This window comes from Sphingopyxis sp. H115, from assembly GCF_001468465.1.
In the GTDB taxonomy this organism is placed as follows: domain Bacteria; phylum Pseudomonadota; class Alphaproteobacteria; order Sphingomonadales; family Sphingomonadaceae; genus Sphingopyxis.
Genome location: NZ_LNSA01000029.1, coordinates 22,746 through 35,798 on the forward strand (window position 1 = coordinate 22,746; position 13,053 = coordinate 35,798).

The following is a 13,053-nucleotide window of genomic DNA, read 5'->3' on the forward strand; positions in this document are numbered from 1 at the left end:
ACGCCATGCGACTGAAGGCTATCCTAACCCGCGCCCGCGCGTTTCCGGCCCGGCTGGCGCGCCGCGCCCGGCTGGCGCGCGACACGCGCGGGACCGTCATCATCGAAATGGCCTTTGCGGTGCCGCTGCTCGTGCTCCTCGGCTTTGGCGGGCTGGAAATGGCGTATCTGACGCTGGCGAACACGCGGATCAGCCAGATCGGCCTCAGCGCCGCCGACAACGCCTCGCGCATCGCGGCGGGCACGTCGCTGTCGCTGCCGCAGATCCGCGAACTCGACATCAACGAGGTGTTCACGGGCGTCGAGGAACAGGCCAACGGGCTCGATTTCAAGCAACATGGGCGCATTATCCTGTCGAGCCTCGAACGCAATCCCGAGGGCGGCCAATGGATTCACTGGCAGCGTTGCTACGGCGACCTCGTGGCGACTTCGAGCTATGGTCTCGAAGGCACCGGCAAGACCGGCACCGATTTCAAGGGCATGGGCCCGAAGGGCCGCGAAGTCACCGCGGCAGCCGGCACGGCGGTTATGTTCGTGGAAATCGTTTATGAATATCAGCCGCTTGCATTCGGGTCATGGCTGGGGCCGCGGACGATCCGTTCGACGGCGGCGTTCAACATCCGCGAATCGCGCGACCTGAGTCAGGTTTATGGCCCGGGGATCAAGTCCGTCTGCAACTAGGGGCCTGACCCTAAGCCGCCGATAACTGCGGATTGCCAATCGGCCATTTATCGCGGCCGCACCGGCTGCTACATGCGCCGCTGCCGATGACTGCCACCCATCCTCCAGATAGCCAGCTTCGCGGCTTCGTCGCCCTGCTGCCCGCCGCCACGCGTCCCTATGCGCTGCTGGCGCGCTTCGACCGGCCAATCGGCTGGTGGCTGCTCTATTGGCCCTGCGCCTGGGGCCTTGCGCTGGGCGGCGGGGCCGTCAGCCACTGGCCGCTCTTCCTGTGGATGCTGCTCGGCGCGATCGCGATGCGCGGCGCGGGCTGTGTTTATAACGATATTGTCGACCGTGACCTCGATGCAAAGGTCGCACGCACCGCATCGCGACCGGTGGCAAGCGGCGTGGTGTCGGTGCGCAATGCCCTGTTGTGGACGATGTTCCTGTCGCTCGTCGGGCTGTTCGTCCTGCTCCAATTGCCGCGGCCGGCACAGATTGTCGCGCTGGGCAGCCTGGTCCTCGTCGCCGGCTATCCCTTCATGAAGCGCATCACCTGGTGGCCGCAGGCGTGGCTCGGGCTTGTGTTCAGCTGGGGCGCGCTTGTCGCGTGGGTCGCGGTCGGCGGGCAGGACGGCCTCGCGCTGCCCTTGCTCTATGCCGGGTGCATCGCGTGGGTGATCGGATACGACACGATCTATGCGCTGCAGGATATCGAGGACGATATGTTGGTCGGCGTGAAGTCGAGCGCACGCGCGATGGGCAATCATGTAAAGGCTGGGGTGGCGCTATGCTATGCTGCGGCGCTCGGTTGCTGGGGCGGCGCGCTATGGGCGATGCGGCCCGACCCGCTGGTGCTGGTGGCGCTGGTACCCGCGGCGCTGCACCTGACCGGGCAGGTGGTGACGCTCGACCCCCGAAACGGCGAGGATGCGCTGACGAAATTCCGCAGCAACCGCTTTGCGGGGCTGCTCGTCTTTGCGGCGATGCTGGTGGTGGGCAGCGCGCCCTGATCATTCTGCGGCGAGCAATTCCTCGGCGCCGCCGAGATCGACCGAGACGAGGCGGCTGACGCCCCGCTCGATCATGGTCACCCCGAACAGGCGATGCATGCGGGCCATCGTCACCGCATTGTGCGTGACGATCAGATAGCGGGTGTTGGTTTCGCGGCTCATCCGGTCGAGCAGGTCGCAGAAGCGCTCGATATTCGCGTCGTCGAGCGGCGCGTCGACCTCGTCGAGCACGCAGATCGGCGCCGGGTTGGTGAGAAACAGGCCGAAGATCAGCGCGACGGCGGTCAGCGCCTGTTCGCCGCCCGAGAGCAGAGTGAGCGTGCCGAGCCGCTTGCCCGGCGGCTGCGCCATGATTTCGAGTCCGGCCTCGAGCGGATCGTCCGAATCGACGAGTTCGAGATGCGCCTGCCCGCCGTTGAACAGCGTCGTGAAGAGCCGCTGGAAATGGCCGTTCACCGCCTCGAACGCCGCGAGCAGCCGCGCGCGCCCCTCGCGGTTGAGGCTGCCGATCGAACCGCGGAGGCGGTTCACCGCCTGCGTCAGCTCCTCGATCTCGGCGGCGCTCTTCTCGCGTTCGCTGTCGAGTTCGACGAGTTCGTCGGCGGCGACGAGATTGACCGGGCCCAATCGCTCGCGATCGGCGATCAGCCGGTCGTGCTGCGCCGATTCGGCGTTGGCGTCGCCGACGCTCGCACTTTCGAAACCGGCCTTTTGCGGGAGGAGCGGCGGCGGACATTCGAAGCGCTCGCCCGATAGGCGCCCCATCTCGATGCGGCGAAGTTCGGCGTTTTCGGAGCGCGCGACCGCGCCGGCGCGCGTTTCACGCGCGCCGGCGACGCGTTCGCGGATCGCGTTCAATGCGGTTTCGGCTTCGCGGAGAGCGGCCTCGGCGGAGCGCTCCTGCGCTTCGGCCGCAGCGACTTTTTCGCGCAGCGCCGCCTGCTGCGCCTCGGCGGCGCTGCGTTGCGCGGCCAGATTTTCGGGCACGTTGGCAAGCTTGGCGGCCTCGACCGCCAGCGTCTCGGCGCGCTTGTCCATCTCGGTCACGCGGCGCGCGGCTTCGCCAGCGCGCGCTTTCCAGCTCTTGATTTCGGCGCTCACCACCGCCTGCCGTTCGCTTAGGGCAGCGAGCGTGCGTTCGTGCGCGGCAAGGGCGTCACGCGCCGTGCCGGCGTCGGCGCGCGCGCGTTCGGCCGCCTGTTCCTCGGCGTCGAGCGCGGCCCGCGCGATGCTGTCGTCGGGAAGCGCGGCGAGAGCGGCCTGCTGCACCGCCAGCGCGTCGGCGGCCTCCTTCGCGGCTTCGGCGATTTCGGCGAGGCGGCGGTCAAACAGGGCGGCCGCGTCGCTGTGACGATCGAGCGCAGCTTGCGCCTGGTCGGCAGCGCGCAACGCGCTGCGTCGCGCTTCGTCAGCCGCGGCGAGTGCCCTGCGCGCCGTGGCAGCGGCTTCGGTCAACGCGGCGGCTTTAGCGGCCGCGGCTTCGCGGCGGTCGCGCAGTTCCTGCACGCCGAGTTCGATCTGCGGCCGCTGCGCCGCGAGCGCCTCGAGGCGGTTCTGGCGTTTCAGCCGCTCGGTCGCGGTCGCGCCGTCGCCGCGCGTAACGAAGCCGTCCCAGCGGCGCATCATGCCTTCGAGCGTAACGAGGCGCTGGCCGACCGCAAGCGGCTGCCCCTTATCGGCCTCGGCAACAGCGACCTGCGCGAGACGGCGCGCGAGCGCGTCGGGTGCCTGGACGAACGAGTCGAGCGCTTTGGTATCCGCCGGAAGCGCAGGGTCGGCTTTTGCTTTGTCGGCGCCGCCCCAACTGCGTGGGGCATCCCTGCTGGTGCCGGCGTCGAGGTCGTCGCCGAGCGCTGCGGCGAGCGCGGCTTCATAACCCGGCGCAACCCGCAGCTTGTCGAGGATGCGGCCCTCGTCGCTGCGCGCGGCGGCAAGCGCGCGTTCGAGCGTCGTCGTCTCCCCATCGAGCGCGGCGAGCGCGGCACGCGCCTCGGCCAGCCCCGCCTCGACGCTTGCAAGGTCGGCAGCGGTTGCTTCGCGGTCGGCCTCGGCTTCGTGCAGCGCGGCTTCGGCGGCGGAGATTGCGTTTTCGGCCGCGTCCGCGGCTTTTACGCTATCGGCGTGCTTCGCTGCGAGCGCGGCGCTGTCGCCGAGCGCGGCCAGATCGGCGTCGACGCGCGTCTTGTCGTTCGCCACGCGGCGCACCGCGGCTTCGGCGCTTTCCACCGCCGATACGGCGATGCGCCGGTCGGCCGCCTCGCTTGCCGCCTTTGCGCGCGCCTGCGCAAGCGCGACTTCGGCGTCGCGAAGGCGGGCCTGCGCGACCAGGCTGGCGTCTGCAAGCGCGGTCTTGCCTGCGTCGTGTCCGGCGATGTCCTGCGCGAGCTTTTTGGTTTCGGCGTCGAGCGCGGTCAGCGCGGCATGGGCTTCGCGCGCGAGTTCGCCTTCGTGCGCACGGTCGTCGGCGATGCGCCGCTGCTGCGCCGCCAGATCCTCGAGCCGCTGGAGCGCGGCGCGCTCTTCGCCCTGCAATCTCACCTGGGTTGCAGTCGCCTCGGCGAGCGCATCGCGCTGCGCCTGCGCATCGCTGCGCGCCGCGGCAACGCGGGTGGCGACCTCGACCTGAGCTTTCGTCACGGTTTCGAGCTCGTCCTGTGCGGTCTTGACCGCCGCCTCAGCCGCGTCGGCGTCGCGGCGCGCCTGGTCGGCGGCGGCGGCGGCATCGCGCCAGCGCGCATAGATCAGCCGCCCCTCGGCAATGCGAATATCATCGGAGAGTTTCTTGTATTTCTCCGCCGCCCGCGCCTGCCGGCGTAGCGCATTGGCGCGAACTTCCATGTCGGCGACGATTTCGGAAAGGCGCGTCAGATTGGTTTCGGTCGCGCGCAGTTTCTGCTCGGCATCCTTGCGGCGGACGTGGAGCCCGGCGATGCCGGCCGCTTCCTCGAGCATTGCGCGGCGGTCGGTCGGCTTGGCGGCGATGACGTTCGCGATCTTACCCTGGCTGACGAGTGCGGGGCTGTGCGCGCCGGTGGCGGCGTCGGCGAAGATCAGCGCGACGTCCTTCGCGCGCACGTCGCGGCCGTTGGCGCGATAGGCGCTGCCCGCGCCGCGCTCGATCCGCCGGATGACCTCGAGATCGTCGCCGTCGTTCGAATCGGACAGGCCGGCGACGAGCGCGCCTTCGGTGTCGCAGTGGAGCGCGACCTCGGCGAAGTCGCGCGCCGGGCGCGTCGAGGTGCCGGCGAAGATGACATCCTCCATCCCGCCGCCGCGCATCGATTTGGGGCTGGATTCGCCCATCACCCAGCGGATCGCTTCGAGCAGGTTCGACTTGCCGCAGCCATTGGGCCCGACGACGCCGGTCAGCCCGGGCTCGATGCGCAGTTCAGTGGGTTCGACGAAGCTTTTGAAACCGGTCAGGCGCAGCCGCTTTATCTGCACGGGATAGGCCCGTGCAGCTTAACGAATCGGAGCTGGTGCAACCTTGTCGTCACATATCCCCCATGAACCCGTCATGCCGCGTGGTCGGGGGAGTCGCAAGGGGGTCAAATCCTCCCTGCGCCGAAGGCGTGGGGAGGTGGCAGTCTTGCAGGGACTGACGGAGGGGCTGGCAGCGCGACGTTGCCGCCCCTCCACCATTCGCTTCGCAAACGGTCCCCCTCCCCACGGCTGCGCCGCAGGGAGGATCGATTTGAATCAGCGCGCGCCCATCGTGCGCAGGCGGTCGCGCAGCGGGCCCCAGCCGTTGATGCCTTCGGCAACCTGGCCGTTGATGACGAACGACGGTGTGCTGTTGATCTGATGTTGCTCGACCGCGTTGTTGGTGCCCTTCTCGACCGCCTCGACATTTTCGACCTTGCTGAGGCACGCCTGGATCGTCGCGGCGGGGACGCCGCGCTGCTGGTAGAATTGGTCGATGCCCCAGCCCTTGGCGAGCGCGACGAAACGCTGCGCGGGCGGCAGCTTCATCGCTTCCTCGATCCCCGGCTGCGGCTTCGACGCGCCGGCGATGAAGGCTTCATGCTCGAGGAAGGTCGCGTCGGCGAGCGGGAAGAAGCGATCGGGGCCGGTGCATTTGACGATGGCGCCCGAGATGGCGTCGACCGGGTGGAGCATGAACGGCGTCAGCTTGTACGACACGCGGCCGGTGTCGACGAAGTCGCGCTTCAGTTCCTCGTGCGAATCCTGGGCGAACTTCGCGCAATGGCCGCAGGTGAAGGCGCCATATTCTTCGAGTTTGATCGGTGCGTCGGGGTTGCCCATCACGACGCCATCGCCGTCGACGCGCACGACCTGCGACCAGCTCTTGCCGGCGGGCGGCGCGACCTTGGCGACGACGTCCTGTTCCTTGGAGGGGTCGGTCGCGCCGTCGCCGCAACCGGCGAGGGCGAGGGCGCCGAGCGAGGACAACAGGGCGATACGAAGCGATGCGTTCATCTTTTTCTTTCTCCACGGAAACGGGAATGCGGGGCTTTTACGAGGCCTTGAGCGCAAGGTCGAGTTTCGATTTGAGCGCGGGCCAGGCGGTGACGCCGGCATTGCGGCCATTGACGAAAAAGCTCGGCGTGCCTTCGACGCGGTCGGCGTTGAGGCCGATGTTGGTCATGCCGGTGAGTTCGGCCTGCGCGACCTCGCTGTCGAGCGCGGCGTCGAGTTGCGCCTGCGTATAGCCGCGGCCGCGCATCAGTGCGGCGAGGCCGGTGGCGGTGGCGATCTTGCGCGCGCGCTCGGCCGTGCTGCCTTCGAGCCAGCTCTTCTTTTGCGCCTCGCTCGCTTTCTGGACCTTGTCCATGATGGCGGGGAAGGCGGCAAAGATCGCCTGGTGATTACCCGCGAAGCCCTTGGCGCCGCCAGCGCGCGCGAGCAGCGCGGCGACCATGTCGACGGGATCGCGAACGAGGTTGCGATATTCGAACAGGATCAGCCCGCGGTCGATGTAGCCGGTCTTGAGCGGCAGCGAGCCCGCCTTGGCGAAATCGGCGCAGACATGGCAGGTGTAGCTGAAATATTCGACGAGCTTCACCTTTGCCGCCGGGTTGCCGACGAGGAAGGCGCCGATCGGGCTAGTCGTGACGGTCGCCGACCAGGCAGGTCTGGCCGGGGTCGCGGCGAGCAAGGTCAGCGCGGCGCCCGAAATCGCGAGGACGGCGGCGCGGCGATCGAGGAGCGGATCGTCAAAAGCGGACATGATATGGACCCTATCTGATACGGGGCAGCTTGGGCGGCGTCGCGAGCCCCGCTGCCATGCGTTCGAGCACAGTGCGAAGTTCCGGGTCGCCGATGTCGCGCAAACTGTCCCCCAGTTCGGCGGGTACGGGTTTCAGCATTGCCGGCGGCTGAACGGGCGCGGCGGGCGTAACCTGGCCGTGCGTCATGCGGACCTGCGCGACGGCGGCATAGCCGAAGAAGCGGTTGACCGAAGCGACGATGTCAGGGGCGACATGTTGCAGCATCGGCGCGTGCGCGCCGCTGATCGTCAGGTGCAGCGTTCCGCCCGCCTTTTGTCCGGCGGGAAAGCGGATCATCGCTGGCTGCGTGACGTCGGCGAGCCGGTCGCCGACGATCTCGCGCCAGCGGCTGACTACCGACGCCTGGATGAAGCCGAATTTGCGGAACGCGGCGCGGCCGATTTCGGGAACGAGGTCGGATATCATGCGCGCTTCGCCGCCGCGCGGGCGCTCATAGGCGCGCACCGGCGCCTTCGCGGCCTTGGCGCCGGTCTTGGCCCCAGTCTTGGCCCCAGTCTTGGCCGTTGCCTTTTTGGCCGGCCGATCCTCGCCTGCGTCTTTCGTCATGGCGGGTGCCATGCCATAGGCGAGGGGTGAGCGTCCAGACTTCGAGCATCGCAGCGACCATCGCCGACGCCTTCGCGGACCGGCTCCTCGCCTGGTACGACCGCGCCGCGCGCGACCTGCCCTGGCGGATCGCGCCCAACAGCGACGAACTCCCCGATCCTTATCGTATCTGGCTTGCCGAGGTGATGCTTCAACAGACGACCGTCGCGGCGGTCGCGGGCTATTTTGCCCGTTTTACCGGGCGATGGCCGACCGTCGTTGACCTTGCCGCGGCTGAAGATGCCGACGTCATGGCGGCGTGGGCGGGGCTTGGTTATTATGCCCGCGCGCGCAACCTGCTTGCCTGCGCGCGCGCCGTCGTTGCCCATCATGGCGGGCATTTCCCCGACAGCGAAGCCGCGCTGCGGGCGCTGCCGGGCATCGGCGACTATACGGCGGCGTCGGTCGCTGCGATCGCATTCGGGCAGCCCGCGGTGGTGGTCGATGCGAATATAGAGCGCGTGATTGCCCGTCATCGGTGGATCGAAACGCCGTTGCCGATGGCAAAGCGCGATATACGGGCCGCGCTGGCGCCGCTCGTCCCGACGGAGCGACCGGGTGACTTTGCGCAGGCGCTGATGGATCTTGGCGCCACCGTCTGTACGCCGCGCGGACCTGCCTGTGCGATCTGCCCGGTGATGGCCGACTGTCGCGCGCGGGGGCGGCCCGACATCGAGCGCCTGCCGGTCAAGCCGCCGAAAAAGGCGAAGCCGCATCGCTATGGGCTGGCGCACTGGATCGAAGCCGACGGCAAGATATGGCTGGTCAAGCGTCCCGCGAAGGGCATGCTCGGCGGCATGCGTGCGCTACCCGGCGGCGACTGGACCGACGTGCGGCCGGCCGAGTCGGGAATCGTCAGCGTCGATCATGGTTTTACCCATTTCGACCTGACGCTGGCATTGGTGCGGCGCGAAGCCCCCACCGAGGGGGCCTCGGAAGCCCCGGATGCCGCAACGGAAGGTGGCTGGTGGCCGATCGCGGGCCTTGACGCGGCCGGGCTGCCAACGCTCTATCGCAAACTGACCGACAAGATGCTGGAGAGAGACGCATGAACATGATGGTGTCGCGCCGCGCGCTGATGGGTGGAATGGCGCTGGCGGGTGCGGGTGCGTTGCTGCCGCGCGCGGCGCTGGCATGGAAAGTCGACGGCGCGGCGCTCTATCCCGCGACCAACGCCTTCATCAAGGGCTTCGTCGATCGCCGCGAACTGGCGGGCACGCTCGCCGCGATCGGCAAGGGGCAGGAGGGGGCTGTCTTTTTCGGCGCGGGCGTCCAGTCGATCGGCGATGCGGTGCCGGTCGGACCCGACACGCTGTGGCGCCTCTATTCGATGACCAAGCCGGTAACCGGCATCGCTGCGATGCTGCTGGTCGAAGACGGCAAGATGGCGCTTGACCAGCCGATCGCCGATTTCCTGCCCGCCTTTGCGAATATGACGGTACAGAATGTCCCCGATGGCTCGATCACCGATGTTCGCCCGGCCAAGGGGCCTATCACGGTGCGGCAGCTGCTCACCCATACGGCGGGTCTCGGCTATGGCATTATGCAGAAGGGCCCGATCAAAAAAGCCTATGACGATGCGGGCATCTTTGGCGGGCAGGTCAGCCGCCTGCCGATCCCGGGGTTGCCGACGACGAAACCCGCGCCCAGCCTGGCCGAATTTGCCGACCGGCTGGCGAAGCTGCCGCTCGTTTACGAACCCGGAACGCGCTGGAGCTATTCGGTCAGCCTCGACCTGACCGGGCGGTTGATCGAAGTCGTGTCGGGCCAGGCGTTCGACGCATTCCTGAAGGCGCGCATCTTCGACCCGCTGGGAATGGCGAGCACGGGTTTTCGCGTCGCCGAGCGCGATGTCGGGCGGTTCACGACCAATTATGCGCCGATGGGCGGTGCGCTGTTGCCGGTCGATCCGGCGACCAGCTCAATCTATCTCGACCCGCCGCCGATCCCCTATGGCGGCGGCGGGCTGGTTTCGAGCGCACGCGATTATGACCGCTTCCTTGCGATGCTGCTGGGTGAAGGCATCACCGGCGGTGTGCGCGTGATGAACCCGGAAACCGCGCGGCTCGCGATGTCGAACCTGATCGCCGACAGCGTCGATCGCAAGGGGACCTTCATCGACGGGCAGGGCTTTGGCGCTGGCGGGCGCGTGTCGCTGCCGACCTCGCCGGGCGGCGAGGGGGTTTTCGGCTGGGCCGGCGCGGCGGGGACGATCGGTTTCGTTCACCGTAAGCTCGGCTATCGCGCGGCCGGCTACACGCAGATCATGCCGTCCGACGCCGTGCCTTTCCAGTCGAAGTTCGGCGAGACTTTCTTCGAGGATGTGATGGTCTGATGTCGCTCCCGCTCGGTTTTACCGGCGCGCGGCTCGACCGCGCCGACCAATTGCGCACGAATGCAGAGGCCCTCGCCGCCGCGGTTGCCGATCCACGCGCGCGTTGCCTCGCGCTCGACGGGATCGACTTCGTGCCGGGCGAGAGCGGCGGGCTGCGCTGGGACCCGATCGATCCCGCTGATCAGCGTGCGCCGATGCTGCTTGGCATCGACGAGGCGGGGGTTCCGCATTTTGTGCGCGAAGCGCCCGCGGGAGTGCGCATCGATGCGCGTTCGCGCACGGTGATGCGATTGCTGCCGCTGCTCGCGAGCGAGGAGGCGGCGCTCTATGGCGGCGCGCGCAGCTTGGTCGACTGGCACGCGCGGCACCGTTTCTGCGCGGTGTGCGGCGCGCCGACCGATTTGTTCCGCGGCGGCTGGGGACGCAAATGCGGCGCGTGCGGCGCCGAACATTTCCCGCGCGTCGACCCTGTCGTCATCATGCTTGCCGAATGCGAGGGCCGCGTCCTCGTCGGACGGCAGGGCGGCTTTCCGCCGGGCTTCTTTTCGGCGCTTGCGGGGTTCGTCGAACCCGGCGAATCGCTCGAGGAAGCCGTCGCGCGCGAATTGTGGGAAGAGGCGGGTATCCGCGTATCGGATGTCGCCTATGTTGCGAGCCAGCCTTGGCCCTTCCCGTCGTCGCTGATGATCGGTTGCCGCGCGACCGCCAAGGATACTGCGCTCACGCTCGACACGACCGAGATCGAGGCGGCGATGTGGGTGGACAAGGCCGAAGTGCGCGCGGCGCTGGCGGGCGATATGGGCGCGCCGTTCATGGCGCCCCCGTCGTTGGCGATCGCGCGGCATTTGCTGGAGGATTGGGCGGGTTTATAGGGCGAGATCGATGACGGCGTTTAGGGTGGGAAGCGGACATGACTTCAACTAATTGCAGTCCATGGGCAGCATCGAGAAATATCTGACCAGCCCCAACGATCAGGAGCAGGTCGTCATATCTAAAAGGGACGATGCGACCTTTACGTTTCAGCGCCGCTGGCGGGATGGCACTGGTTGGGGGCCGCTCGGACCTGAGTGCGGCATCTATGATTCCGCCCTGACCGCAGAGACTGAGGCAATGCAACAGGTTCCATGGATGGCAAAGCTCAGACAGTGAGCTGACGTCCGCAACCGGTCGAAACCGGCCGCGAGGCGTGTAGATTGCGAGGCTTAGAATTTCTTGCCGGTGATCCGGCTGATTTCCTTCGCGACCATCGCTTCGACGAGCGAGGGCAGGTTGGCGTCGAGCCACTCCTTGAGCATCGGGCGAAGCGCGTCGAGCACGACCTCTTCCATCGTACGGCCGGCTACCGTGGGCGCTGCGACGGTCGCGGCGGCGACGGCGGGCGTGACGACGGCGGTCAGCGCGTCGAGCGACTGGCGCGCGGCATCGGCGCTGGCTTCGGAGACAAGCTCGTCGTCCGCACGATCGGCCTGGGCGCGGTCTTCTTCATCCTGGAGGTCGAGGATGTCGTCGGCTTCGGGGACGCGAATCTCGCGTGCGCTGCCGGGCGCTTCATCGCGAGCGATCACGCGCCGAATCGACGACAAGATATCTTCCATCGACGGTTCCCGCGACATATCGCCCATAACCAACCCCCTAAACCATCGCGCTTACCGGATGGTTAACGCGCCTCTTACCGATTCGGGGCGGCTTTTGCCAATCCTTATTGCGGCGGCAGCGACGGCGGGCCTTCGGGAACGCCGGCATTTGCCGCCGGAACGGTGCGCGTGTCGGTCGCGACCTGTTGCGGCGCCGGATCGTCGGCCCAGTCCCACAACTCGCCTTTTACGCGCCTGTAATTGACCTCGGGATCGTAAAGCGCGCCGCCCTCTAGCCCCAGGTCGCGCGCTTCGGCTTTGCCCATCGCGGCGAGCACCGAGAAGGCGGCGACATAGGAGTTGCGCTGGGCCGAAACGAGCTGGACCTGCGTGTTCAGATATTCCTGCTCGGCGTTCAATATGTCGAGGATCGACCGCGTGCCGACGCTGTTTTCGGCGCGCACACCCTCGAGCGACAGCGCGTTCGCGCCGACCGCCTGCTGCGTCGCGGCGATAATCCGCTCGTTCGCCTGCCACGCGGCGTAGGCGCCGCGCGTCTGCGCGATCACGCCGCGTTCGACCTCGATATATTGTTCCATTGCCTGGCTGCTGCGCGATTGCGCCTGCCGGACCTGCGCCGAACGCCGCCCGCCGGTGAAGATCGGCAGCGTGACCTGCACGCCCGCCGCCGCGCTGGAGGTTTCCTGCGTCACGCTGACGCCGGGAACGCCGCTGTCGAGCGAGCCGAGATAATTGTTGTAACCGCCGTTCAGGATCGCCGACACCTTTGGCGCGCGCGACGATTTGGCGGTGCCGATGTCGGCCTTCGACGCGTTGACCTGCTGGGTCGCCGCTTCGATGTCGGGGTTGCTGTTCAGCGCGACCGCGACGGCCTCTTCGGCAGTGCCGGGCAGGTTCGGCAGCGTCGGCGGCGCCTCGAGGTCGACCGGCGCCTCTCCGACCAGGCGGATATAGCTCTCGCGGCTGGCGATTAGATTGGCTTCGGCGGTGCGCAGGTCGCCCTCGGCCAGCGCCAGCCGGGCTTCGGACTGGGCCACGTCGGTGCGGGTCAGGTCGCCGATTTCGAACCGGTCGCTCGTCGCCTGCAAATTTGTGCGCAGGACCGATACATTCTTTTGATTGAGCTGGACGATCGCCTGATCGCGGATCACGTCCATATAAGCGCCGACGACCTGCGAGAAGATGCTCGCCTCGGTCGCGCGCAGATCGGCCTGCCCTGCCTCGACGCGATATTTGGCTGCCCGCACCGCATTGCGTACCGCCCCGCCCTGATAGAGGGGAACCGTCAGCTGGCCGCCCGCGCTCAGCGAGCGTGCCGGTGCGTTGAAGCTGTTGCCCGGGACTATGATATTTTCGTCATAGGACGCCTGCGATCCGATGTCGGGAAGGCCGTAGCTCTTCTGGATCGGGACATTTTCGTCGTTCGCGCGCTGGCCGGCGCGCGCCGCTGTCAGCGTCGGGTTGTTTTCATACGCCTTGGCAAGCGCCCCTTGCAGCGTTTCGGCATGCCCCGCAGCCGGCAGCGCCAGCGCCCCCGCCGCCAGGCCGACGAGCCAGCGCGTCCGGCGAAACTGTATTTTGTTGGTATCGCGCATCGTCATATCAGCCTGC

Annotated in this window: 12 protein-coding genes; 6 read left to right on the plus strand and 6 right to left on the minus strand. The window is 67.6% G+C overall.

The features are described from left to right. Positions 1-5: 5 nt before the first annotated feature. Entirely contained in the window at positions 6-680 is a 675-nt protein-coding gene (locus tag ATE71_RS17255; RefSeq protein WP_058804577.1) for a hypothetical protein, read from the plus strand. An 86-nt stretch (positions 681-766) separates the two neighbouring features. Continuing rightward, positions 767-1,675 (plus strand): 4-hydroxybenzoate octaprenyltransferase, encoded by a 909-nt coding sequence (gene ubiA / locus ATE71_RS17260; RefSeq protein WP_058804578.1) that lies wholly within the window; start codon positions 767-769, stop codon positions 1,673-1,675. On the opposite strand, the gene smc is transcribed toward ubiA, so the two are convergent. From smc to ATE71_RS17280, 4 genes are all read right to left on the minus strand, one after another. Next, positions 1,676-5,119, minus strand: coding sequence for a chromosome segregation protein SMC (gene smc, locus ATE71_RS17265; protein ID WP_058804579.1), 3,444 nt, complete (start codon positions 5,117-5,119; stop codon positions 1,676-1,678). A 255-nt stretch (positions 5,120-5,374) separates the two neighbouring features. After that, a complete protein-coding gene (locus ATE71_RS17270) occupies positions 5,375-6,115 on the minus strand; it encodes a thioredoxin domain-containing protein (protein ID WP_058804580.1) in 741 nt (246 codons plus the stop codon). 37 nt (positions 6,116-6,152) lie between these two features. After that, positions 6,153-6,866: a thioredoxin domain-containing protein gene (locus tag ATE71_RS17275; RefSeq protein WP_058804581.1), complete on the minus strand. Its 714-nt coding sequence runs from the start codon at positions 6,864-6,866 to the stop codon at positions 6,153-6,155. Positions 6,867-6,876: 10 nt separating this feature from the next. Then, positions 6,877-7,473, minus strand: a complete 597-nt coding sequence (locus ATE71_RS17280; protein ID WP_414893031.1) for a DUF721 domain-containing protein — start codon at positions 7,471-7,473, stop codon at positions 6,877-6,879. Between the two features lie 26 nt (positions 7,474-7,499). Here ATE71_RS17280 and ATE71_RS17285 point away from each other — a divergent pair, with 26 nt between their 5' ends. The 4 genes from ATE71_RS17285 to ATE71_RS17300 all read left to right on the plus strand — a co-directional run bounded on the left by ATE71_RS17285 (position 7,500) and on the right by ATE71_RS17300 (position 10,996). Continuing rightward, the gene (locus ATE71_RS17285) at positions 7,500-8,564 is read left to right on the plus strand and encodes an A/G-specific adenine glycosylase (protein ID WP_235588062.1); all 1,065 of its coding nucleotides are present in this window, start codon (positions 7,500-7,502) and stop codon (positions 8,562-8,564) included. Next, positions 8,561-9,847, plus strand: coding sequence for a serine hydrolase domain-containing protein (locus ATE71_RS17290; RefSeq protein ID WP_058804582.1), 1,287 nt, complete (start codon positions 8,561-8,563; stop codon positions 9,845-9,847). Before ATE71_RS17285 ends, ATE71_RS17290 begins: the two co-directional genes overlap by 4 nt. Then, positions 9,847-10,719, plus strand: coding sequence for an NAD(+) diphosphatase (nudC, locus tag ATE71_RS17295; RefSeq protein WP_058804583.1), 873 nt, complete (start codon positions 9,847-9,849; stop codon positions 10,717-10,719). Before ATE71_RS17290 ends, nudC begins: the two co-directional genes overlap by 1 nt. 61 nt (positions 10,720-10,780) lie before the next feature. Next, the gene (locus ATE71_RS17300) at positions 10,781-10,996 is read left to right on the plus strand and encodes a hypothetical protein (RefSeq protein WP_058804584.1); all 216 of its coding nucleotides are present in this window, start codon (positions 10,781-10,783) and stop codon (positions 10,994-10,996) included. Between the two features lie 53 nt (positions 10,997-11,049). On the opposite strand, the gene ATE71_RS17305 is transcribed toward ATE71_RS17300, so the two are convergent. Both ATE71_RS17305 and ATE71_RS17310 read right to left on the minus strand, forming a co-directional pair. Next, positions 11,050-11,442, minus strand: coding sequence for a DUF2497 domain-containing protein (locus ATE71_RS17305; RefSeq protein ID WP_058804605.1), 393 nt, complete (start codon positions 11,440-11,442; stop codon positions 11,050-11,052). A 104-nt stretch (positions 11,443-11,546) separates the two neighbouring features. After that, entirely contained in the window at positions 11,547-13,043 is a 1,497-nt protein-coding gene (locus ATE71_RS17310; RefSeq protein WP_414893032.1) for a TolC family outer membrane protein, read from the minus strand. Between the last annotated feature and the right edge of the window lie 10 nt (positions 13,044-13,053).

Coding starts and splice junctions, on each gene's coding strand:
- ATE71_RS17270 (WP_058804580.1), bottom strand. CDS start 6,115: ATGAACGCATCGCTTCGTATCGCCCTGTTGTCCTCGCTCGGCGCCCTC.
- nudC (WP_058804583.1), top strand. CDS start 9,847: ATGTCGCTCCCGCTCGGTTTTACCGGCGCGCGGCTCGACCGCGCCGAC.
- ATE71_RS17255 (WP_058804577.1), top strand. CDS start 6: ATGCGACTGAAGGCTATCCTAACCCGCGCCCGCGCGTTTCCGGCCCGG.
- ubiA (WP_058804578.1), top strand. CDS start 767: ATGACTGCCACCCATCCTCCAGATAGCCAGCTTCGCGGCTTCGTCGCC.
- ATE71_RS17275 (WP_058804581.1), bottom strand. CDS start 6,866: ATGTCCGCTTTTGACGATCCGCTCCTCGATCGCCGCGCCGCCGTCCTC.
- ATE71_RS17300 (WP_058804584.1), top strand. CDS start 10,781: ATGGGCAGCATCGAGAAATATCTGACCAGCCCCAACGATCAGGAGCAG.
- ATE71_RS17290 (WP_058804582.1), top strand. CDS start 8,561: ATGAACATGATGGTGTCGCGCCGCGCGCTGATGGGTGGAATGGCGCTG.
- ATE71_RS17310 (WP_414893032.1), bottom strand. CDS start 13,043: ATGACGATGCGCGATACCAACAAAATACAGTTTCGCCGGACGCGCTGG.
- ATE71_RS17280 (WP_414893031.1), bottom strand. CDS start 7,473: ATGACGAAAGACGCAGGCGAGGATCGGCCGGCCAAAAAGGCAACGGCC.
- ATE71_RS17305 (WP_058804605.1), bottom strand. CDS start 11,442: ATGGAAGATATCTTGTCGTCGATTCGGCGCGTGATCGCTCGCGATGAA.